We start from the raw sequence: 20,770 nt of genomic DNA on the forward strand, positions 1-20,770 counted from the left end.
CTAGGTCCATCGGCCGGTCACACTTCGGGAAGTCCCACTCCGGCGCCCACTACTACAAGCGGTCCAACAGGCCAGGCCCCGAAGCGAGCCACGACAACATCGACCTCTACCGGGGCGTGTCGCGGCGGGCCGGCGGCAGCAACTTCCGCCGCTCGCGCCGAACGTCCACTAGCGGCGGGTGCAACAGCTTCTTCTGCAGCTAGGGCAGCCCGCGCGTAACGCGCTCGACAAGCCAGTGTAGCGGCAGGAACATCAACTTCCGGCGCAGCATCGGCATGAAGAGCCACTCGTCCCGCTGGAAGAGGCGCGACGGGCGGCTAGGCTGGTGGGCCGGCCGCGGCTCGTCGGACCGCTCGACCGGCCGGCGTCACGGCTGGCGAGGCCGTCGCGGCCTCTGCTTCTGCCAGAGCGGGGCGACGTCCGGCCGCTACCGCCACTCTGGGTGTATTCGGCAGTCCGGCCAGTATGGGTCCTACACGTCAGCGTCGCTGCTGCCGTGAGGGCCCTGCAGCCCTTGAGGGTGGCCCACGCACGACGACTTCCGCACCGTCACCGCACCCCTCCCCGATCTCGCTCCGGGCCAGGTGCGCGTGCGCAACGAGTTCGTCTCCGTCGACCCCTACATGCGGGGGCGCATGAACGACACCCGCAGCTACGTGGCGCCCTACGCCCTCGGTGAGCAGATCACCGGCGGTGCGATCGGCCGAGTGATCGCCAGTACCGCCGACGAGCTCCCCGTCGGCACGCTGGTGCTCCATCAGCACGGATGGAGTGATGTGGTGCAGGACGGCGCCGAGACCTTCCGTGCCGTTCCCGACGTCCCGGGAGTGCCGTCGTCGCTGCGACTGCACATCCTGGGTATGACCGGCCTGACGGCTTATGTGGGTCTCACCGCCATCGCCGGCCTGCAGCGGGGCGAGACCGTCTTCGTCTCCGGCGCTGCCGGAGCGGTCGGCACTGCGGCCGGCCAGCTCGCCAGGCTGCTCGGCGCCGGCCGGGTGGTCGGATCGGCGGGCAGCGCGGAGAAGGTCGCCCTGCTCACCGAGAAGTACGGCTACGACGCGGCCTTCAACTACAAGGACGGCGATGTGACCGAACAGCTCGCGCAATGCGCGCCCGACGGGATCGACGTCTTCTTCGACAACGTGGGCGGCGATCACCTGCAAGCCGCGCTCGCCGCCTTCAACGACGGCGGCCGGGCGGCGCTGTGCGGGGCCATCTCCAGCTACAACAGCACCGAGCGAAGCCCCGGACCGGACAACCTGGCGAACATCATCACCCGCGGCCTCACCCTGAAGGGCTTCACACTGGCCGGCTACCTGGATCTGGCCGCCGAGTTCCAGGAGCGGATCGGGCCGTGGTTCGAGGCGGGGAAGATCGCCTACGACGAGACCGTCGTCGACGGCATCGAACACGCACCCGACGCCTTCCTGGACATGATGCGGGGCAAGAACACCGGCAAGATGCTCGTCCGGATTCCGGCCGCCGGGGCGCAGGACCGGTAGTGCCGGCCGAGTTCGACCGGCTGGACGACCGAGAACTGCCGTCACAGGTCGCCGGGCGCCTGGCGCAGGCGCTGGCGGGCCCGGACGGGGCGCGGGCACGCCAGGGACGCGACCTGGCCCGCTCGCTGACCTGGGAGGCCGCCGCACGGGCGCACCTGGACTTCTACGCGCAGCACCCGCACCCGTCCTGACCTGAGATCAGCCCGCGGACCGGGCGTGCTCGTACAGTGCCGGAAGCACATCCGCGGACCGGGCGGTCTCCTCGATGTTGTGCCGGATCCAGTGGTCGGCCGTCGCACGGGAGAAGACGAGCGGCCGGACGAGCCGGTTCAGTACCGGCCGCAGCACCGGCACCCGGAGGTCGATGGTGGTTTCGGCGTAGAAGCTGATGCCACCGGGAACCGGCGCGTACCGGTGGACGATGGCACCGGCCCGCATCCGGGCGGGGCCGATGATGTCGAAGTCGAAGCCGCGATCATCGAGCCGGGTGGTCCGCATCACGTTGTGGATCCGGTCGCGGTAGTCGTTGAACTGTTCGTCGATCCGGGTCAGTGCGCCCACCTGGAAGCCGCGGTTCACCGTACCGCCCGGGGCATCGCTGAGCGGTGTGATCCTGATGTGGTCGCGGTGATGCCAGAGGTGGTAGTTCAGGATCTCCGGTCCATCGAAGCCGACTCCGTCCCAGGTGGTCGAGCCGGCCAGGTTCTCGAACCACCAGCGCATCATCTCCGGCGTCACGCCGGGGATGTCGGCGTGCTCGATCTGCACCCGGATCGCACCGTTGAGTGCGACCGAGACATTCGTCCACTTGGCCGAGGACACCGGCGCGAAAGCCAGGGTTCCGGCCCGTTCCAGTGCCGAACGCGCCAGCAGCCGGTCACGGCGCAGGGCGTCGTCAACAGGGATCATCAGGAGGGTTCCTCTCGTCGGTCACGGGTCGTCCAGGGGACGGCATCGCCGGTCAGCGCGCCCATGCGGGAGAGCGCGCGCAGATAGTCGTCGTCGACGTCCTCGCCGAACACGACCAGACGCAGATACACCGGGCCGAACACGGCGTGCATGAAGCGGTCGCCGTCGGTGTCCGGGGGCAGCTCGCCCCGCTCGACCGCCCGGGCCACGATCGCACTGCTCCGGCCCACCCGGTCGGCCCAGAACACCGAGCGCGCGCGGGCGAGGCTGCCGTCGTCGGTCTGGCTGATAAGTGCGCCGAGCACGGAACGGATGCGCTTCCGCTTCAGCAGCGCCACTGCCTCACGGAGCAGTTCCTCCAGGTCGCGGGCGAGTGAGCCGGTGTCGGGCGTGGGTGCCTCGGCCTCGGCCAGCTCGATGAACAGATCGGCGACCAGATCCGCCTTGGTGGACCAGCGACGGTAGACGGTGGACTTGTTGACCCCGGCCCGCGCGGCGACGTCCGTGAGCTGCATCCGGTCGTAGCCGACCTCGTCGAGCAGGTCGAAGGTCGCCGCCGTGACCGCGGCGCGGACCCGGCTCGACCGTCCGCCGGGCCGCCGTCGCGGCGCGGCGGCCCGGTCGTCTGCCGGGTCATGGGGCACCGTTCCCGTCTCCGTCACGTGGGGCGGCCTTTCTCCTCGAGTGCCGAGTGGCGATCCGTTCGCACTAGTGCAACTATAGTTGCGTTAATCCGGAAAGGACAGCCCCTCGCCCATGAATCTCTCCCCCAGGAACGTCGGCCGCCGGTCCTCCCCCGCCGTCCACGGCGATCCCCGGTCCGCCACGTCGCCGGCGCGGCGAGCCGGCTTCGGCTTCGTCGGACTGGCCGTCGCCTTCGCCGTCGTGATGTCGTTCATGACGGTGCCCACGCCGCTCTACGGTCTCTACAGCGCGAAGAACGGCTTCAGCGACTTCACCATCACGATCATCTTCGCGGCCTACGGTGCCGGCGTGCTGATCGGGCTGCTGCTGCTCGGTCACGTCTCGGATCACATCGGCCGCAAACCGATCCTGCTCGGCTCGATCCTGGTGCAGATCGGGTGTGCGGCCGCGTTCGCGGCACTGACCGGCACCGACGCACTGATCGTGCTCCGGTTGGTGACCGGGCTGTGCGTGGGAGTATTCTCCACCGCGGCGACCGCCGCCCTGACCGAGCTGTACTCGAGCTGGCGGCCCGACGGCCGGCCGGCGCTGGCGCAGACCGTGGCGAACACCGCCAATCTCGGCGGGCTGGCGGGCGGACCGCTGGTCGCCGGGGCGATCTACGCCGCCACGGACTCGATCACCGCACCGTACCTGGTGTACGTGGGCCTGCTGACAGCGTCGCTGCTGGCGGTCGCGCTGGCGCCGGAGTCGGTGCCCCGGACCGCCGGGGACGAGCGGTGGCACTACCGTCCGCAGGCCGTGCGGGTGGATCCGCAGGTCCGTACGCCCTTCCTCGGCGCCGCCGTGGCGGCCTTCGCCGGCTTCGCCGTGCTGGGTTTCATCACCGCCCTCACCGGGCAGTTCCTGGCGCACGTCGGCACCCCGTCGGCACTGACGACCGGCGTCGTCGCCACGACCGTGCTCACCGGTGGGATCGTGAGTCAGTGGGTGTTCGCCCGGGCGAGCGTCCGCCGCCGACTGACGGTCGGTGCCGGCTTGATGGCGGGCGGTGCGCTGCTGATCGGCGCCGCGGCGCTGGCCGGATCACTCCCGCTGTACCTCGTCGGCGGGTTCCTGGCCTCGGGCGGCAACGGTCTCGCCTTCTCCTCGGCAGTGGCCACCGTCATCGCGATCACCCCGGCACAGACCCGCGGCGCCACCCTCGCGGCGTTGTTCCTGGCCGCATACACCGGCACCACGGTGCCGGTCATCGCCATCGGCGCACTGCTGCTCAGCTTCGGAATGGTCTCGGTGACAGTGGCTTTCGCGATCCTGATCGCGATCACGGTACCTGCCGGCATCGCGATACTGGTCCGCAATCTGCACGGGAGCCTGTGACGGGGGCGCTCCGGACCGGGCGGCCTATCGGGCGGAGATCAGCGCGCCGAGGTCGTCCTCGCTCGCCGGCCGCAGCCCCCAGGCTTCGAGGCTGACGCAGAGCGATCGCTCCCCGGAGCGCGGCTGCATCGCATGGGTGTGGCCGTGGACGAGCCACAGACCGCAGTCGGGCATCTGATACTGCGCGAAATCTTCACGGCCGAGCCGGTCCGGGGTGCCGGCGTACGGAAAGTGACTGAGCAGGACCGGCTCGCGGCCGACCTTTGTCCGGGCGTATGGCTGCACCGAGCGGAAGACCTCCGCATAGGCGGCGAAATGGCGCTGGGCGCCCCGATGCAGAGGATGGACCGGATCATGGTTGCCGGCCACCAGGTGCAGGGGCACGCTCAGCCCGGACAACTGGCGCAGCGCCGACTCCATGCTGGCCACGCCGCCCGAGCAGATGTCGCCGAGCACCCACAGTTCATCGTGCTCGGGGTCGAGTGCGGCCAGAGCCGCGACCACCGCGGCATCGTGCTCGGGCACCGAGTCGAAGCCCCGGAGCCCGGCCAGTTTGGGGTGCTGCAGATGCAGATCGGCGGTGAAGTAGCGCACGCAGACGAGTCTGCCCTGCACGGCGTCATCGTGTCGGCAGGGCGGGTTTGAGGATCAGCCCACGGTGGCCACACCCCCGGCCGGCACCAGAGTGGTCGGTGCGCCGCCGGAGGTGATGGTGAAGAGTACAGCGCCGCGTCCGGTTCGGATCAGCGTGGAACTGCCCGGGTCGGCGCCGTCGGCGATGGCGGCGCGGCCGGTGCGGCCGTCGGCGGTGTTGAGCCAGAAGATGGATCCGCCGCGCGTGTAGTGCAGGCAGAGGCCGCGGTTGAAGGAGTTGCACTGGCGGTCCACGGTGACCCGCGCCGTGCCCGGGGCGGCCGTGGATACGCTGTAGGTCTGGTAGCTCACCGGCCAGGGGTCGCCGGTGAACAGGGTCTGTTCGATCGCCAGCGGCTGTCGGCCGGTGTCGGCCGAGGCGGCGCCGGCCAGGGCGCCCGCCGGGGCGAGAGCGGCGGCACAGACGCCCAGGCCTGCGGCGGTCCGGATGAGCGGGGTGCGCATGAGGGTGCTCCTTGTCGATCGTGTCGGGTGCCGGTGCGGGCACCCCTCACATCACGCATGTCGGCCGATCAGCCGACAGTGTTACCTGCGTGACTGTGTGCGCGGTGCACCGTGCTCATTCGCGGATCCGGGCGATCTGCTGTTTCAGCTCCCGATAGCCGGCGACGCGGGCCATCACCCGGTCGGCCGCCGAGACCGAGTCCGCCGACTCCGGTACGGCCTCGATGCCGTACAGCATGGCGCTCAGCTCCCGGTGGAGTGCGGTGCGCTCCTCGGCGGTGCGGGCATCGGCCCGCTCCTGCTCGAGGGAGCGGTCGATGAGCCCGGCCTCGACGGCGCACCGGCACACCAGTTCGGCGCGGCCCCGGGCCGAGGCGTCGAGCCGGTCGGCGGCGGCGAGGGCCTCGGCGAGCAGCCTGCGGTCGTCGGCGCGGGGAGAATCGAGTCGCTGCAGGTCGGCCGCGCGTGCCCGCAGTGCCGCCGACCGGTCGAAGCCGGCGGTGATCGCCGCGAGGTCGGCGCTGAAGTCGACGTCGCCGAGCCATCCCGCGCGAGCGGCCTCCGACGCGGCGACCTGCTGGACGGCGGCCAGTGCTCGTTCCAGCCAGGTCGCGTTGATCTCGCCGTACTGCTGAATGCGGTGACGGCACAGCTCGTCGGCCTGGGCGCGTGCCGCACACTCGGCTTCGGCGGCCTTCTCCTGTCGCCGTGCGATCACCGTGCGCCGGACCGCGCCGGCCAGCCAGATCGCACCGGCGACGGCGGCGATACCGGCCAGCGCCGCCCAGACCTGCCACGGAATGGCGGCCAGCAGTGCCAGGAACAGCACGACGCCGAATACGCCCAGGCAGCCGCCGTTGGACTCCTTGCCCCTGGCCACGAAGGCACCCTCCTCGAACCGTGCGGGTGCCTGATCGGCGGCCCGGCGTGATCGAAGTGTACGGACGGCCTCGGACATTTCGGGCCCGGGCATCTCGGACGCCGAGAGTCCTTGCGGGGTACCGATCCGTGCGGCGCCGGGCCGCAGACACGGCGTCCCGCCCGTGCGCGGGGCACGAGCGGGACGCGGTGGTGGGGACGACCTGACAGTCGTCGCCGGGGATCACTCGGTGTCGACGGTCTTTCCGTCGACGGTGACGGTCACCTTGTCGGTCTTGGTGTCGTAGGTGATCTCACCGTTCTCGAAGGTGCTCTTCTTCATGTCGCCGTCAGTGGTCTCATCACTGGTCGCTGCGCCGAGCGGGCCGTCCGAGCCACCCTTGCCGTCGTCGGAGGGCTGGCCGTCCTCGGCACGGTCGACGTTCCAGGCGTCGCGGATCTTGCCCCAGGTGATGTAGGCCGGGGTGCCCAGCGTGCCGTTGGCCGCGGAGATGACACCGCCGTCGAACTGCTGGAAGACCACACCGCTGTCGCTGGTGCCGGCGGCATCGTCACCGGTCATCGGCTTGCCGAGGTCCTTCTTCTGCGCCTCGGTGGCAGCGGCGTACTTGCCGGCGATCGGGCCGGTCAGCTCCACCTTGCTGCCGTCGGCGGCATCGAGGGTGACCACGCCGCCGCCGTCCTCGCCGGCGGATGTCGAAGCACCCTCGGAACCGGTGACCGCAGAGGCGACCGACGAGGCCGCCTTGTCCTTGTCATTGTCGTTGTCATCGCTGCATCCTGCGGCGACCAGAGTGGTCACGGCCAGGGCCGCCACGATTCCGGCGGTTCGACGTCCGGCGATGTGCCTCATAGTGCTCCCTTTCGGTTGGACTCAAACACTGCGACGGGCGGATGCATACGCATGCCCTTATGAGACAGTAGCGAAGCACCGGCGGCGTATCCGAGGACCGGCGAAATCCCAGGTCATCTCGGCCCGGTCACGGCCGTCTGTCGGCTGTTCAGAGGAAATCGGACACCAGTGCGCCGCGGCGACCCCCTAGACTCGGTGCAGGCGAATCGGGTCGTCGACACACATCGGGAGAGGTTGCCGGCGGATGGGCGTAGTACTGCTGATCATCGGACTGGTGGGCCTGGTGCTGACCGTGGCCTCCCTGATCGGACTGGACTTCGGCGGGCTGGATCTGGATCTGGGCGATTCGGGCGCGGGACTGCTGTCGGCGCTGATGCCGGGTCTGACCGGATTCGGACTGATCGGCGGCGGCCTGCTGACCTTCACCGACGATGTGAGCACCGGGGTGGCGTTGCTGGCCGGAGTGGTCACCGGACTGGTGATGGCCGGGACGGCGCTGCTGCTGGTGCGCTGGCTGTGGCGATCCGGTGAAGAGCTGCCCGACGTCGACCTGGTGGGGCTCCCCGTGCGGGTGGTCGAGCCGGTGTCGCCGCAGCGGCTCGGCACCGGTGAGGTGAGCACCCCGCTCGGCTCGCGGCAGGTGACGATCACCGCCGAGAGCGAGCTGCCGCACAACGCGCAGGTGCGGATCATCGCGAAACTCGACGATCGCAACGTCTACCTGGTGGAGCGTCTCCCGTTCTCCGAACTCGACGGCTGAGGCCGTCGCACCGACTCCCCGATATCGGGGCCCCGATCCGGCCGGGACCCGCCGGAACCGACGAAAGGAACACCCTCCCATGACAGCGATCGTGATATCGATCATCGTGGCCGTGGTGCTGCTGGTGCTGATCGTGCTCCTGCTGCTCTCGCGCTATCGAGTGCCCGGTGCCGAAGAGGCCTTCATCGTCACCGGTACCGGTAAGGGGCATCAGGGCAAGGTGTATCGGGGCACCGGAACCTTCGTCCTGCCGGTGGTGCAGCGCGCCACCCGCGTCCAGCTTTCGTCGATCAAGGCCGATCTGGACACCTCCACGCCGGCCAACGACGGCATCGAGCTGAAGGTGCGCGGTGTGGCCGTGGTCAAGGTGGGCGACACCCCGGAGGACATCCTCAAGGCCGGACCGCGCTTCGGCGACGATCTGAATCGAGTGAAAGCGCTTGTCACCGAGCAGCTTTCCGGTGAGCTCCGGTCCATCGTGGGCACCATGACCGCCAAGAGCATCCTGGTCGACCGGCAGGCTCTGGTCGACCAGGTGGCGCAGTCGATCAAGGAGATCCTGGGCAACCAGGGGCTGCTGCTCGACAGCTTCTCCATCAACGACGTCCAGGATTCGGACGGTCAGTACTTCTCCGATCTGGCGGCCAAGGAGCGCTCGGATCAGGCGGCCATCGCGGCCCGGTCCCGTGCCGAGGCCCACCGGGTGGCCGAGGAGAGCCGGATCGCCAATGAGCAGGCGATCATTGCGCAGCAGCGCGAGCTCGACATCCAGCGCGAAGCCGCGCGTCAGGCCACCGACCGGGCGGCTGCCGAGGCCGATGCGGTGCGTCCGCTGGTCGAGGCCGAACGCCGCCGGATCCAGGTGGAGAAGGACAACGAGGTGGCCGAGCAGTCGGCCAGGCTGCGCGATACCGAGCTCGATGCCGAGGTGCGGCGCCCGGCCGAGGCGGACCTGTTCGCCGCTCAGCAGCGGGCCGAGGCGCGCAAGTCCGAGATCGTCGCGGAGGCGGAGGCTCGCGCGGCCGGCATCCGTATCACCGGTGAGGCCGAGGCCTCGGCGCTCGAACAGCGCGCCGAGGCACTGGGCAAGCTCGATGCCGTCGGCCAGCTCGAACTTGTGCTGAGCAAGCTGCCCGACATCGTCCGGGCCGGGGCCGAGCCGCTGACCGGTGCCAACATCACTCTGGTGGGCGACGACGTCAGCGGGCTGACCCGCAGCGCCGGTTCCGGTCTGGCGTCGAGTCTGGAGCTGATCCGCGGGACGACGGGTATCGACGTGGCCGCTCTGCTCTCCCGCCTCGGCGGAGAGCAGGAGCCCGGCGAGGGGGCGCAGAACCAGGAGTGAGCCGTCGGCGCCGATCAGGCGTCCGCATCCTCGACTGCGGCGGGGCACCGGGACGTCCGGTGCCCCGCCGCAGTCGTCCTCGCCCACTCCTTTCGGCGCCCGTGGATGTGTGCTAGAGACCACAATAATATGTGAACTAGGCTGCTCCGAGTAGCTGACGAGGTCTGCGGATTTGCGGCGGGGCACGCGGGAAACGCGGGCCGACGTGGGAGGATGCACGCACCGATCCGGTGAAAACTATGGTGGGTAGGCAATCGCTCACCAGGAGGAGTCCGATGCCCCGACCATCAACGCCGCTGATCAGCCGGAAGACAGCGGTCGCCGCCTCGATCGAGATCATCGATCAGGACGGACTCGAGGCGTTCAGCCTGCCCCGGCTCGCCAAGCATCTCGGGGTGCGGGCGCCGTCGCTCTACCACCACTTCTCCGACAAGAACGAGATCCTCACCGAGGTGGCGCGCTACATCGCCGGCACATCGGTGCGCCGGCCGCGGATGCGGCCCGGCCCGGACTGGCCGGAGTACTTCGTCGCGCTGGCGCTGAACTTCCGGCAGTCGATCCTCAAGCACCGCAATGCCGCCCCGGTACTGCTGCAGTACCTGCCGCGCGATCTGTTCGTGCCCACCTACGAGGAGACCGCCGAGTTCCTGCTGGCCTCGGGTGTCCCGGCCGCGCTGCACGTCCAGATCCTCGACGGCATGGAGACACTGGCCATCGGCGCGGTCTTGATGGAGGCCATGCGGCCCACCGGGACGCGGCAGACGATCTTCCCGAACGTCGATCCCGAGTCGCAGCCGCTGCTGACCGATGCGCTCGCGGAGAACCCGCTGACCCGCCGGCAGCTCTTCGAATCGATGGTCCGCAGCTTCCTGCACGGCATCGTCCGCGACAACGATCTGCCCGGCTGATCGGTGACGCGCGGACGCCCCCGCAGAGACCCCCGCCGGGAGCGCGGCCGGCCGTCGGTGGCGGCCCCGCTCCAGGCGGAGGGCACTGCTGCGGGTGTCAGCCCTGCGGGGCCGGCGCCGGGAAGTGCACCGTCTTGATCTGGAAGAACTCCTCGAGGCCCTCGGGTCCGCCCTCGCGGCCGAGACCGGACTGCTTGTAGCCGCCGAAGGGCAGCGAGAAGTCGGTCACCGAGGTGTTCACGTTCACCGTGCCGGTCTGGATGCGCTGGGCGATCTCGAAGCCGGGCTGCTCGTCGCTGGTGAAGACCGCTCCGGACAGGCCGTAGACCGAGTCGTTGGCGATGGCGACCGCGTCGTCCTCGTCCTTGTAGGTGATGAACGAGATCACCGGTCCGAAGACCTCTTCCTGGGCGATGCGCATGTCATTGCGCACGCCGTCGACCAGAGTCGGCTCGATGAAGAAGCCCTTGTCGAAACCGCCGTTGCCGCCGCCGCGGACCACGGTCGCGCCCTCGGAGCGGGCGATCTCGATGTAGTCGGCGACGCGGTCACGGTGGTGAGCCGACGAGAGCGGGCCCAGGAAGGTGGTCTCCTGCCAGGGATCGCCGAAGGGGATCATGTCGAGGGTGGCCTGGTAGGCGGCCAGGATCTCGTCGTGCCGCTTCTCCGAGACCAGCACGCGGGTCAGTGCGATGCAGGCCTGGCCGGACTGCATGCAGCCGCCCATCGTCAGCGATGCCATCACGGTGTTGAGGTCGGCGTCGTCGAGCACGATCGCGGCGGACTTGCCGCCGAGCTCGAGAGAGACGCGGGCCACCCGGTCGCCGGCCAGGGACATGATGCGCCGTCCGGTGGCCGTGGACCCGGTGAAGGTGATGTGGTCCACCCGCGGATCGGTGACCAGTGCCTCGGAGGCATCGCGATCGGCGGCGACCACACTCACCACGCCGGCCGGGATGCGGCCCTGCTCCACCAGATCGGCGATGACGTCGGCGAAGACCAGCGGCGAGAGGGGTGCCTCCGGCGAGGTCTTGAGGACCACCGAACAGCCGGCCGCCAGCGCCGGGGCCAGCTTGAAGGCGATCGTGCCCAGCGGGCCGTTCCACGGGATGATCGCGGCGACCACGCCGCTGGGCTCGCGGACCACCCGGGAGATGCCGCCGTCGTCGCGCGGACGCTCCTCGACGAGTTCGACCTTGCGGGCCTCGTCGGCGACCTTGCGGAACAGGCCGATGATCATCTGCTGGGTCATTGCGCTGACGGTCACCGGGACGCCCACCTCGACCACTCCGAGCGTGGTCAGCTCGGGGATCTTGGCTTCGAGGCCGTCGGCGATCGCATCGAGGACGTCGTCCCGCTCGGTGATCGGCACCGTGTCGTAGGCCGAGTCGAATGCCAGCCGGGCCGCCCCGTCCGGCAGTGCTACGAGCGCTTCGTTGCGAAGCCACATGTCGTGCTTACCGGTCCAGGCATTACCGCCGCAATACACCTGTCCATGCCTCAGCAACAGCTTCGACAGGCGATGACGTGCACGCATCAAGTCCCCGCGGCAATCCTCCCGGGCCCGGACCAGATCACGAGCCGCCTCCTGATCGACGCTGGGGATCGTCACCGACACGATCTCGTCCAGACGCATCAGGCGGGCCAGATGGATCGCGTCTTTCGCATCGGTTTTGACCCGGTCTCCGGCCGGTCGTTGCAGTTTACTCGGCGCCACCACCTCGCACCGGATCCCAGCCTCCCCGAGATACCGGTACAGGCCGAACCCGGTCGGACCGGCTTCATAGGCGACCGCGACCGGGCCCGGCAGCCCCTCGAGCCAGGACCGCACATGTTCATACGACGGGGTCAATCTGGCCTGAAACAGTTCATGCGTCTGTCCGTCGATCGCCGCCGCGACAATCGAACGTGCATGCACATCCAGACCTACACTCGTACGCTCTGTAAACACCGGGGCCTCCCACAAATGTCGGATAGGCCGGGCAGGGGACATCCTGTCCGGTAACCCACGAGTCTTTGTGAGTGAGGCCCCGGCCCGCAACGCTCCGACGAAAGTCGGCCGTCACTACATACCGTCTAGCGTGGACGGTGCCGGCTGCGCGGCCGGCCCGACCTGAGGAGAAGCCATGCGCCTGTCCACCCGTAACCAGCTCAGCGGAACCATCACCGAGGTGACCCTCGGCGCGGTGATGGCCACCGTGAAGGTCCGGCGCGACGGCGGTGATCAGATCGTCACCGCATCGATCACCAAGGACGCCGCCGAAGAGCTCGAACTGGCCGCGGGCCGGCCGGCCACCGTCCTGGTCAAGTCGACGGAGGTGATGATCGGCGTCGAGTGACCGGTCAGCGCCGTGTGGTCCGGGCGACCAGTGTGGTCCGGTCAGTCCGTGTGGTCCGGTCAGCGCCGGCGCGGACGCAGCCGGGCGCGGGGCAGCGGCGGAGCCGGAATCCGGTCCGCGTCGCCCCAGCCGTCGACGGTGCCGAACCGGTGATCGCGGCCCTCCCACTGCGCCCGGTACGCGGCGATCTCGTCGTGGCTGCGGCCCATGAAGTTCCACCACATGACGATGTCCTCGTCGAACGGCGTGCCGCCGAGCAGGATCAAACGGGCCGGTACCGCCCCGGGATTGCGCAGATCCAGCTCCGCCCGCCCGGGACCGGCATAGCCGAGTTGTGCGCGCTCGAGGGGCACCCCGGCCAGGGTCAGGGCGCCGGCATCGAGCAGAGCGCCGTGCTCGAAGCGCGGGTCCACGGACAGCGTCACCGCGGCCCCGGGCAGCAGCGAGAGCTCGGCACCGAGCACCGGCGTCGCAGTGGGGACCGGCGACGCCGAGCCGGCGAGCGTGCCGAGGAAGACCTTCGCCGATCCGGCGGGTGCTCCGCGCCCGTCGGTCAGCCCGACCGGATTCGGCGCGTAGAACTCGAATCCGTTCTCGCCGTGCCGATTCCGCTCGGGCAGGGCCAGCCAGAGCTGCACGCCGTGCAGGATCGCGGTCTCGGGGGTGGAGACCTCCGAGTGGCTGATGCCGCGGCCGGCCGACATCAGATTCAGCTGTCCGGGCCGGACCTCGGCGCGCACACCGGCACTGTCCCGGTGCTCGATGAAGCCCTCGAACAGCCAGCTGACCGTCTGCAGTCCGGTGTGCGGATGCGGCAGCACGCGCATTCCGCCCGAGACCGCGACGTCCTCCGGGCCGTAGTGGTCGGCGAAGCACCAGGCGCCGATCATCGACCGGTCCCGGGTCGGCAGCGTCCGGCTGACCTCCATCGCCCGCGGTCCGCCGAGCGGCACCCGCCGGGCCTCGATCACCTCGATGCCCGGTTCCGGCCGGCCCGCGCAGACGGTCTCGGCGGGCCGGGGCTCGGTATTGCTCACCGCACCGATGCTAGCCGGGCCGCGCGCCGGGGGCCGCTCGTCGACGCCTCCGGAATCTCACTCGCCAGTAATGTAGGGTAGGCTACCCTGTTGTGAGTTCCCTTCGTGGTCGTCGTCTGCGCCTCCCCGGCGGAGAGGTCGTGCGCGGATGACGATCAAGCTCCGCGGCATGATGATCGATCTGCGTCCGCTGCGCGAGAGCGCGCCGTTCCGCCGGATCTTCGCCGCCCGGGTCATCTCCCTGTTCGCCATCGGCATGCTGCAGGTCTCGGTAATGGTCCAGATGTGGGATCTCACCGGCTCCACACTGATGGTGGGCGCCATGACCGTGGTCACCGGTGTCACCACCTTCCTCGGGATGATCGCCGGTGGCGTGCTCGCCGACCGGATCGATCGCAAACGCCTGATCCTGATCGGCCGCAGCGCGGCCTCGCTGGCGTTCGCGGGGCTGGCGGCCAATGCCTTCGGCGCCTTCGCCGACGGCCCGCAGGTGTGGGCGGTCTACGTGCTCGGGGCGATCGACGGCCTGATCGGCGCCCTGAGCGCCTCGGCGCTGATGGCCGCGCTGCCCACTCTGCTCCCCCGGTCCCAGATGGTGGCGGTCGGTGCGCTGACCTCACTGAGCGTGAACATCGGCGGCGCGATCTCGCCGGGCATCGCCGGTCTGCTCATCGCCGGCTTCGGCGTGGGCTGGACCTACACCGTGGCCGCGGCGATCAGCGTGATCACGGTCCTGATCCTGCTCGGGCTCCCATCCCTCTCGCCGCAGGACGAGGTGCTCGGCGCACCGAAACCACACGGCGGGGCCGAGGCGGAGGCGCAGACCGGTGAGGGGGCCCGGCCGGCGGGCCGCGTGCGGAGTCTCCCGGACTTCCTGCGCCGCGAGCCCGTCGTACTCGCGGTGATGGCCGTGGGTCTGCTGACCATGCTCGGCTACGGCGTGGTCTCCCTGCTACCGGCGCTGGTCGACGAGCGCTTCTCCGGCAACTCGCGCGCGACCGGGCTGTTCTTCGCCGTGATCGCCGCCGGCGCCGCGATCGCCGCCCTGACCAGCGGCTGGATGAGCCGGGTCCGTCGGCCCGGACGCCTGCTGGTGGTCGCCGTGGTGCTCGCCTTCACCGGCATGGTGCTGTTCGGCCTGACTCCCTGGATCTGGCTGGCCGCACCGCTGCTGCTGGTCTTCGGCTACCTGGATTCGATCGCCGACGTACTGCGCTACTCCCTCATCCAGCACCACACCCCCGGGCCGCTGCTGGGCAGGGTCAACGGCATCTGGATGGCCCAGGAGGTCTCCGGGGTGGCGATCGGCGCGGTGGTGGCCGGCGGTTTCGGTGCGGTCTGGTCCGCGTCCCAGGCGATCTCCTACTACGGACTGCTTCTGCTGGTGCTGATGGGGCTCTCGGCGCTGATGTTCTTGCGCCCCCTGCTCACCGTGCGTGGCGAAGCCCCCGAGAGTGAGGTGACGCTGGACGCCCCCGCCGAGTGCGCCTGAGCCGATTGCCGGGCCGCAGAATGATTAGGCTAGCCTAAGGCTGTGGCTATTCCAGTGATCCCACCCTACGACATTCCCACCGGTCCCTTTCCGCTGAAGGTCGACTGGCGACTCGAGTCGTCCCGCGCCGCGCTGCTGATCCATGACATGCAGCAGTACTTCATCGACGCCTACCAGCGCGACCGCGAGCCGATGGCCACCGCCCTGCCGAACATGGTCCGCATCCGGGCGGCCTGCCGCGAGGCGGGCGTGCCGATCGTCTACACCGCTCAGCCCGGCGACCAGCATCCGTCCCGGCGCGGCATCCTCAGCGAGTTCTGGGGTGCCGGTATGGCGTCCGGACCGGAGACGAAGATCGTTCCCGAGCTCACACCCGAAGACGGCGACATCGAGGTCACCAAGTGGCGCTACTCCGGCTTCCAGCGCACCGACCTGCGCGAACTGCTCGCCCACTACCGCCGCGACCAGCTGATCGTGGTGGGTGTCTACGCGCACATGGGCTGCATGATCAGCGCCACCGAGGCCTTCATGCAGGACGTCCAGCCGTTCTTCGCCGTCGACGCCATGGGCGACTTCTCGGCGGGCGAGCATGAGATGGCCGCCGAGTACATCGGCAAGCGGGCCGGCCGGGTGATGGCCGCCGACGACGTCGTGGCGGCGCTGAGCGGGACCGCCGACGGCGGACCGGCGGCCCGATGAGCGCCCCCGTTCCCGGAATCGACGGGCGGGCCGCCGTGGTCACGGGCGCGGCCGGCGGCATCGGCTCGGCCGTGGCCCGGGCCCTGACCGCCGCCGGTGCCCGCGTCCACCGCTGGGACCGGACGGCCGGCCCGGACGTGACCGCGGTGGACGTGACCGATGCGGAGGCCGTCGCCGAGGCCTGGGCCCGGACCGAAGCCGACCACGGACCGGTCGATCTGCTGGTGACCGCGGCCGGCGTGATGAGCGATGACTGGGATCTGTGCCTGGCGGTCAACGCGACCGGCGTCCGGACCGTCCTCGATGCGGCGCTGCCGGCGATGTCCGCCCGCGGCCGCGGCAGCGTGGTGGTGATCTCCAGCAACGCCGGAGCCACCCCGCGCGCCGGCATGGCCGCCTATGCCGCGTCCAAGGCCGCGGGCACCTCCTATGCCCGCAGCGCCGGGCTCGCGGTGGCCCGCAGCGGGGTCCGGGTCAACATCGTCTCGCCCGGTTCCACCGAGACCCCCATGACCGGAGCCATGTGGACCGCACCCGACGCCCGCGAGACGGTGCTGGCAGGCGAAGCGCAGCAGTTCCGGCTCGGCATCCCGCTCGGGCGCATCGCCGAGCCCGACGACATCGCCGGCACCGTGGTCTTCCTGGCCTCCGACGCCGCCCGCCACATCACCCTGCACGATCTGCGGGTGGACGGCGGCGCCACCCTCGACATGTGAGTCGCCGCTACGGCGACCACGGGCCCGGTCCGGGATCTCCCCGATCCGGGATCAGCTTGTGGGCCAAGGCAATCCGTTGACCCAGGCCAGCGCGTCCAGGTCGGCCTGGGGGCCGATCCCGTGACCGGCCGGGTAGTCCTTCACGGTCACCGTCACGCCGTTGCTTCGGGCCTGCTCCACCCACTGCCAGGTCAGCGGCGCCGGAGAGACCGGGTCGAAGGCCCCCTGCTCCAACAGTACCGGCGCCGCAAAGCCCTTGGGCGGCACGGAGATCTGCGCGGAGAGCGCCGGAATCAGCGGCCCGTCGGCCAGTGGCCGGGAGACCAGGTCCCCCACCGGGTCGTCGGCCGTCTGCGGCGTGAGGTCCTGATAGCAGGCGCTCTGCGCCTTGCGGATCAGCGTGCGGCCCAGCGGCGTCAGGTACGAGTCGACGTTCACGTCGGGACGAGCCCGCTTGAGTCCTGCCAGCACGTAGGAGAAGTAGGCGGCGTAGTCGGATACGGCCACCGGGGGCATTCCGGGCCGCACCAGCTTGAAGTACTCGACGATGTTCAGGGGTGCGGAGTTGGCGACGGTGCCCACGTTCACCAGCTCGCCGGAGTACTGCTCGGCCAGCCGGCCTGCCGACAGCGAGGCATGCCCGCCCTGCGAACCGCCCTCGGTCACATAGCCTTTCGACATCGGCCGGTGCGTCTCGCGGGCGGCCACCGTGCGGCCGGCGCGCACCGCGTCGATCAGGTTGGCGCCCGCCGTCTCGCCGTCGAGGTAGACGTGCTCACCGGGACCGCCGATGCCCGCGTACTCGGTGGCGGCCACCACGTAGCCGTCCCGCAGCCAGGGTCCGAAACAGTCGTCGTAGCGGCCGCCGGTGCCCATCCGGTCGGTCACGGTGCAGTCGGTGCCGATCCCCGGTAGCAGTGCCGGGCGGTTGCGGCCGAGGCCGATCAGTCCGGCCGGGCCGCCTGCACGATCGCCTCGGCGGCCAGGGCCGGGGTGAGCGAGCCGTCGAGCACCTGCTGCTGGACGTCCCGGCGCACCGCCCGCACCCGCGGATCGTTCTCCAGCCGGCTGAGCACGGTCTCCTGCACCATCTGCCAGGTCCAGTCCACCTGCTGCTGCGCGCGGCGCCGGTCGAACTCGCCCGCCGCACTGAGGGTTTCGCGATGCTTCTCGATCGCCGCCCAGTACTCGTCGACCCCGGTGTTCTCCAGCGCGCTCATCGTGAGCACCGGCGGCGTCCAGAGCGCGTCGTGCGGATAGATCAGGCTGAGCGCATTGCGCAGCTCCCGGGCGGCCCCCCGGGCCTCGTTGATGTGCTTGCCGTCGGCCTTGTTGACCACCACGATCTCGGCCAGCTCCAGCACGCCCTTCTTGATGCCCTGCAGCGAGTCGCCGGTGCGGGCGAGAGTGAGGAACGAGAAGGTGTCGACCATCCCGGAGACGGTGACCTCGGACTGGCCCACGCCCACCGTCTCCACCAGCACCACGTCGAAACCGGCCGCCTCGACCAGCACGATGGTCTCGCGCGTGGCCTTGGCCACGCCCCCGAGGGTGCCCGAGGTCGGTGACGGCCGCACGTACGCCTGCGGCGCGGCGGCGAGCCGGCCCATCCGGGTCTTGTCACCGAGAATCGAGCCGCCGGTGCGGGTGGACGAGGGGTCCACGGCCAGCACCGCCACGCGGTGGCCCCGCTCGATCAGGTGCATGCCGAGCGCCTCGATCGTCGTGGACTTGCCCACTCCGGGCACCCCGGTGATGCCCACCCGGAACGACCGGCCCGAATGCGGGGTCAGCTTCAGAAGCAATTGCTGCGCCGCATCCCGGTGGTCCGGACGGGTGGACTCGACCAGGGTGATCGCCCGCGCCAGCACCGAGCGTTCGCCGGCCAGCACTCCGGCGGCGAGCGCATCGACGTCGACCGGGCGCGCGGCCCTGCGCTGTGTCTCGACCATGGTGTCGCGGACCGCCCTCAGCCGGCCGCGGGCAGGTCCAGCCCCAGCTGATCGGCGAGCTTGCGGACCAGTTCGACGGCGGAGTCGGCGATCACCGTGCCCGGCGGGTAGATCGCCGTGGCTCCGGCCTCGTAGAGCTCGTCGAAGTCGCCCGGCGGGATCACCCCGCCCACGACGATCATGATGTCCTCGCGGCCGACGTCGGCGAGAGCCTTCTTCAGCGCCGGCACCAGGGTGAGGTGTCCGGCGGCGAGGGAGGAGACGCCGACGACGTGCACGTCGTTGTCCGCGGCCTGGGCGGCGACCTCCTCCGGGGTGGCGAAGAGCGGCCCCACGTCCACGTCGAAGCCCAGATCGGCGAACGCCGTCGCGATCACCTTCTGCCCGCGGTCGTGGCCGTCCTGGCCCATCTTGGCGACCAGCACACGCGGCCGCCGGCCCTCCGCCTCGGCGAAGGCGCGCACCGTCGCGACGGCTTCCTCGACATTGCTCACCGAATCCCCCACTTCGTGACGGTAGACGCCGCTGATGGTGCGGATCTCGGCCTGGTGGCGGCCGAAGACCTTCTCCATGGCGTCGGAGATCTCGCCGCCGGTCGCGCCGTGCCGGGCGGCGTCGATGGCCAGTGCCATCAGATTGTTCTCCAGACCCGAGCCGCCGGTCTCGCCGGCCGCGCGGGTGAGCTCGGCCAGCGCCGCCTCGACGGCGCCGTTGTCGCGCTCGGCCCGCAGCCGTGCCAGCTTCTCGAGCTGCTCGGCGCGCACCTTTGAGTTGTCGACCTTGAGGACCTCGATCTCCTCGTCGTCGGCCACCCGGTACTTGTTCACGCCGATCAGCGGCTGCTGACCGGAGTCGATGCGTGCCTGGGTGCGGGCCGCGGACTCCTCGATGCGCAGCTTGGGGAGCCCCTCGTTGATGGCCTGGGTCATGCCGCCGGCCGCCTCGACCTCGGCGATGTGCGCCCGCGCCTTGTCGGCGAGCTGGGCGGTGAGCCATTCGACGTAGTTCGATCCGGCCCACGGGTCGATCGGCCGGGTGGTGCCCGACTCCTGCTGCAGCAGCAGCTGGGTGTTGCGGGCGATGCGGGCCGAGAAGTCGGTCGGCAGCGCGATGGCCTCGTCGAGCGCATTGGTGTGCAGCGACTGGGTGTGCCCCTGGGTGGCGGCCATCGCCTCGATACAGGTGCGCGCCACGTTGTTGTAGACGTCCTGGGCGGTCAGCGACCAGCCGGAGGTCTGCGAGTGCGTGCGCAGCGACAGGCTCTTGGCGTTCTTCGGGTCGAACTGGGCAACCAGCTCGCTCCACAGCAGCCGGGCCGCCCGCAGCTTGGCCACCTCCATGAAGAAGTTCATGCCGATGCCCCAGAAGAACGAGAGCCGCGGTGCGAACTTGTCGATGTCCAGGCCCGCCTCGAGACCGGCGCGGATGTACTCGACACCGTCGGCCAGGGTGTAGGCCAGCTCTAGATCGGCCGTGGCCCCGGCCTCCTGAATGTGGTAGCCGGAGATCGAGATCGAGTTGAACTTGGGCATCTTCGCGCTGGTGAAGGCGAAGATGTCCGAGATGATCCGCATCGACGGCTTCGGCGGATAGATGTAGGTGTTGCGGACCATGAACTCTTTGAGGATGTCGTTCTGGATGGTCCCGGCCAGTTTCTCCGGCGGCACGCCCTGTTCCTCGGCGGCCACCACGTACAGCGCCAGGACCGGCAGCACCGCACCGTTCATGGTCATCGACACCGACACGTTGCCCAGGTCGATGCCGTCGAAGAGCTGGCGCATGTCCAGGATCGAGTCGATGGCCACACCGGCCATGCCGACGTCGCCGGCCACCCGCGGATGGTCCGAGTCGTAGCCCCGGTGGGTGGCCAGGTCGAAGGCCACCGACAGACCCTTCTGGCCCGACGCCAGATTGCGGCGGTAGAAGGCGTTCGACTCGGCCGCGGTGGAGAAGCCCGCGTACTGGCGGATGGTCCACGGCTGGTTCACGTACATGGTGGGGTACGGCCCGCGGATGAAGGGTGCCTCGCCGGGGATCGAGTCGAGCGGGTAGCCCTGGTCGCCGGCGGCCACCGCGTCGCGGTCGGCACGGGTGAAGACCGGCGGCACGGGGATCTGCTCCGGGGTGTGCCAGACCGTCTGCTCGGGGGTGTAGCCGTGCGTCTGGGCCAGCGAGTCGACCAGGGCGGCGGCGTCGCCGGGACCGGCCGGGGCGGCCGGGCCTCCGCCGAGCTCGATGTCCGCGAAATTGGGG

Annotated in this window: 20 protein-coding genes and 1 pseudogene; 10 read left to right on the forward strand and 11 right to left on the reverse strand. The window is 70.1% G+C overall.

What is annotated here, in order from left to right; genetic code table 11:
• Nucleotides 1-518: 518 nt before the first annotated feature.
• Nucleotides 519-1,505 (forward strand): annotated as a pseudogene (locus ACJMNC_RS00225) (NADP-dependent oxidoreductase); the annotation flags it as partial.
• Nucleotides 1,505-1,696, forward strand: coding sequence for a hypothetical protein (locus ACJMNC_RS00230; protein ID WP_408945954.1), 192 nt, complete (start codon nt 1,505-1,507; stop codon nt 1,694-1,696). The pseudogene ACJMNC_RS00225 and the gene ACJMNC_RS00230, both read left to right, overlap by 1 nt.
• Nucleotides 1,697-1,703: 7 nt before the next feature.
• On the opposite strand, the gene ACJMNC_RS00235 is transcribed toward ACJMNC_RS00230, so the two are convergent.
• Nucleotides 1,704-2,414, reverse strand: a complete 711-nt coding sequence (locus ACJMNC_RS00235) for a DAPG hydrolase family protein (RefSeq protein ID WP_408945955.1) — start codon at nt 2,412-2,414, stop codon at nt 1,704-1,706.
• Complete coding sequence (locus ACJMNC_RS00240; RefSeq protein ID WP_408945956.1) at nt 2,414-3,076, reverse strand: TetR/AcrR family transcriptional regulator; 663 nt, start codon at nt 3,074-3,076, stop codon at nt 2,414-2,416. The genes ACJMNC_RS00235 and ACJMNC_RS00240 overlap by 1 nt, the downstream gene beginning before the upstream one ends.
• A gap of 94 nt (nt 3,077-3,170) precedes the next feature.
• Between ACJMNC_RS00240 and ACJMNC_RS00245 the strand changes: the two genes are divergently transcribed.
• Nucleotides 3,171-4,439, forward strand: coding sequence for an MFS transporter (locus tag ACJMNC_RS00245; protein WP_408945957.1), 1,269 nt, complete (start codon nt 3,171-3,173; stop codon nt 4,437-4,439).
• Between the two features lie 24 nt (nt 4,440-4,463).
• Here ACJMNC_RS00245 and ACJMNC_RS00250 read toward each other — a convergent pair whose 3' ends face one another.
• From ACJMNC_RS00250 to ACJMNC_RS00265, 4 genes are all read right to left on the reverse strand, one after another.
• Nucleotides 4,464-5,054, reverse strand: a complete 591-nt coding sequence (locus tag ACJMNC_RS00250) for a metallophosphoesterase (RefSeq protein WP_408945958.1) — start codon at nt 5,052-5,054, stop codon at nt 4,464-4,466.
• Between the two features lie 33 nt (nt 5,055-5,087).
• Entirely contained in the window at nt 5,088-5,537 is a 450-nt protein-coding gene (locus ACJMNC_RS00255; protein ID WP_408945959.1) for a hypothetical protein, read from the reverse strand.
• Between the two features lie 115 nt (nt 5,538-5,652).
• The gene (locus ACJMNC_RS00260; RefSeq protein WP_408945960.1) at nt 5,653-6,417 is read right to left on the reverse strand and encodes a hypothetical protein; all 765 of its coding nucleotides are present in this window, start codon (nt 6,415-6,417) and stop codon (nt 5,653-5,655) included.
• A gap of 222 nt (nt 6,418-6,639) precedes the next feature.
• Complete coding sequence (locus ACJMNC_RS00265) at nt 6,640-7,269, reverse strand: LGFP repeat-containing protein (protein WP_408945961.1); 630 nt, start codon at nt 7,267-7,269, stop codon at nt 6,640-6,642.
• Nucleotides 7,270-7,513: 244 nt separating this feature from the next.
• On the opposite strand from ACJMNC_RS00265, the gene ACJMNC_RS00270 reads away from it, so the two are divergent.
• From ACJMNC_RS00270 to ACJMNC_RS00280, 3 genes are all read left to right on the forward strand, one after another.
• The gene (locus ACJMNC_RS00270) at nt 7,514-8,029 is read left to right on the forward strand and encodes a hypothetical protein (protein WP_408945962.1); all 516 of its coding nucleotides are present in this window, start codon (nt 7,514-7,516) and stop codon (nt 8,027-8,029) included.
• A 79-nt stretch (nt 8,030-8,108) separates the two neighbouring features.
• Complete coding sequence (locus ACJMNC_RS00275; RefSeq protein ID WP_408945963.1) at nt 8,109-9,374, forward strand: flotillin family protein; 1,266 nt, start codon at nt 8,109-8,111, stop codon at nt 9,372-9,374.
• A 275-nt stretch (nt 9,375-9,649) separates the two neighbouring features.
• Complete coding sequence (locus ACJMNC_RS00280; RefSeq protein WP_408945964.1) at nt 9,650-10,282, forward strand: TetR family transcriptional regulator; 633 nt, start codon at nt 9,650-9,652, stop codon at nt 10,280-10,282.
• Between the two features lie 97 nt (nt 10,283-10,379).
• Here the strand turns inward: ACJMNC_RS00280 and ACJMNC_RS00285 are convergent, their stop codons facing one another.
• Nucleotides 10,380-12,275: an aldehyde dehydrogenase family protein gene (locus ACJMNC_RS00285; RefSeq protein ID WP_408945965.1), complete on the reverse strand. Its 1,896-nt coding sequence runs from the start codon at nt 12,273-12,275 to the stop codon at nt 10,380-10,382.
• A 133-nt stretch (nt 12,276-12,408) separates the two neighbouring features.
• Here ACJMNC_RS00285 and ACJMNC_RS00290 point away from each other — a divergent pair, with 133 nt between their 5' ends.
• Nucleotides 12,409-12,621 carry a molybdopterin-binding protein gene (locus ACJMNC_RS00290; RefSeq protein ID WP_408945966.1) on the forward strand — a complete coding sequence of 71 codons (213 nt, stop codon included), beginning with the start codon at nt 12,409-12,411 and terminating at the stop codon, nt 12,619-12,621.
• Between the two features lie 59 nt (nt 12,622-12,680).
• Here ACJMNC_RS00290 and ACJMNC_RS00295 read toward each other — a convergent pair whose 3' ends face one another.
• Nucleotides 12,681-13,658: a pirin family protein gene (locus tag ACJMNC_RS00295; protein ID WP_408945967.1), complete on the reverse strand. Its 978-nt coding sequence runs from the start codon at nt 13,656-13,658 to the stop codon at nt 12,681-12,683.
• Between the two features lie 148 nt (nt 13,659-13,806).
• On the opposite strand from ACJMNC_RS00295, the gene ACJMNC_RS00300 reads away from it, so the two are divergent.
• Genes ACJMNC_RS00300 through ACJMNC_RS00310 form a run of 3 tightly spaced genes read left to right on the forward strand, consistent with a single transcriptional unit; the run spans nt 13,807 to nt 16,565 of the window.
• On the forward strand, nt 13,807-15,150 hold the full coding sequence (locus ACJMNC_RS00300; protein WP_408945968.1) for an MFS transporter: 1,344 nt from the start codon (nt 13,807-13,809) through the stop codon (nt 15,148-15,150).
• Nucleotides 15,151-15,192: 42 nt separating this feature from the next.
• Nucleotides 15,193-15,849, forward strand: coding sequence for an isochorismatase family protein (locus ACJMNC_RS00305; RefSeq protein ID WP_408945969.1), 657 nt, complete (start codon nt 15,193-15,195; stop codon nt 15,847-15,849).
• Complete coding sequence (locus tag ACJMNC_RS00310; protein ID WP_408945970.1) at nt 15,846-16,565, forward strand: SDR family oxidoreductase; 720 nt, start codon at nt 15,846-15,848, stop codon at nt 16,563-16,565. The genes ACJMNC_RS00305 and ACJMNC_RS00310 overlap by 4 nt, the downstream gene beginning before the upstream one ends.
• A gap of 51 nt (nt 16,566-16,616) precedes the next feature.
• Here ACJMNC_RS00310 and ACJMNC_RS00315 read toward each other — a convergent pair whose 3' ends face one another.
• The 3 genes from ACJMNC_RS00315 to scpA all read right to left on the reverse strand — a co-directional run.
• A complete protein-coding gene (locus ACJMNC_RS00315) occupies nt 16,617-17,453 on the reverse strand; it encodes a lipase family protein (protein WP_408945971.1) in 837 nt (278 codons plus the stop codon).
• Between the two features lie 56 nt (nt 17,454-17,509).
• Entirely contained in the window at nt 17,510-18,517 is a 1,008-nt protein-coding gene (meaB, locus tag ACJMNC_RS00320) for a methylmalonyl Co-A mutase-associated GTPase MeaB (RefSeq protein ID WP_408945972.1), read from the reverse strand.
• 17 nt (nt 18,518-18,534) lie between these two features.
• On the reverse strand, nt 18,535-20,770 hold a 2,236-nt coding region (gene scpA, locus ACJMNC_RS00325), incomplete at its 5' end, for a methylmalonyl-CoA mutase (protein ID WP_408945973.1).

The organism is Gordonia sp. VNK21, from assembly GCF_046098115.1.
Lineage (GTDB): Bacteria > Actinomycetota > Actinomycetes > Mycobacteriales > Mycobacteriaceae > Gordonia.

What these genes read in the sequence shown, in the direction of transcription:
- ACJMNC_RS00300 (WP_408945968.1), top strand. Translation starts at nt 13,807, where the DNA reads ATGACGATCAAGCTCCGCGGCATGATGATCGATCTGCGTCCGCTGCGC.
- ACJMNC_RS00275 (WP_408945963.1), top strand. Translation starts at nt 8,109, where the DNA reads ATGACAGCGATCGTGATATCGATCATCGTGGCCGTGGTGCTGCTGGTG.
- ACJMNC_RS00235 (WP_408945955.1), bottom strand. Translation starts at nt 2,414, where the DNA reads ATGATCCCTGTTGACGACGCCCTGCGCCGTGACCGGCTGCTGGCGCGT.
- ACJMNC_RS00265 (WP_408945961.1), bottom strand. Translation starts at nt 7,269, where the DNA reads ATGAGGCACATCGCCGGACGTCGAACCGCCGGAATCGTGGCGGCCCTG.
- ACJMNC_RS00310 (WP_408945970.1), top strand. Translation starts at nt 15,846, where the DNA reads ATGAGCGCCCCCGTTCCCGGAATCGACGGGCGGGCCGCCGTGGTCACG.
- meaB (WP_408945972.1), bottom strand. Translation starts at nt 18,517, where the DNA reads ATGGTCGAGACACAGCGCAGGGCCGCGCGCCCGGTCGACGTCGATGCG.
- ACJMNC_RS00270 (WP_408945962.1), top strand. Translation starts at nt 7,514, where the DNA reads ATGGGCGTAGTACTGCTGATCATCGGACTGGTGGGCCTGGTGCTGACC.
- ACJMNC_RS00245 (WP_408945957.1), top strand. Translation starts at nt 3,171, where the DNA reads ATGAATCTCTCCCCCAGGAACGTCGGCCGCCGGTCCTCCCCCGCCGTC.
- ACJMNC_RS00280 (WP_408945964.1), top strand. Translation starts at nt 9,650, where the DNA reads ATGCCCCGACCATCAACGCCGCTGATCAGCCGGAAGACAGCGGTCGCC.
- ACJMNC_RS00255 (WP_408945959.1), bottom strand. Translation starts at nt 5,537, where the DNA reads ATGCGCACCCCGCTCATCCGGACCGCCGCAGGCCTGGGCGTCTGTGCC.
- ACJMNC_RS00285 (WP_408945965.1), bottom strand. Translation starts at nt 12,275, where the DNA reads ATGTCCCCTGCCCGGCCTATCCGACATTTGTGGGAGGCCCCGGTGTTT.
- ACJMNC_RS00290 (WP_408945966.1), top strand. Translation starts at nt 12,409, where the DNA reads ATGCGCCTGTCCACCCGTAACCAGCTCAGCGGAACCATCACCGAGGTG.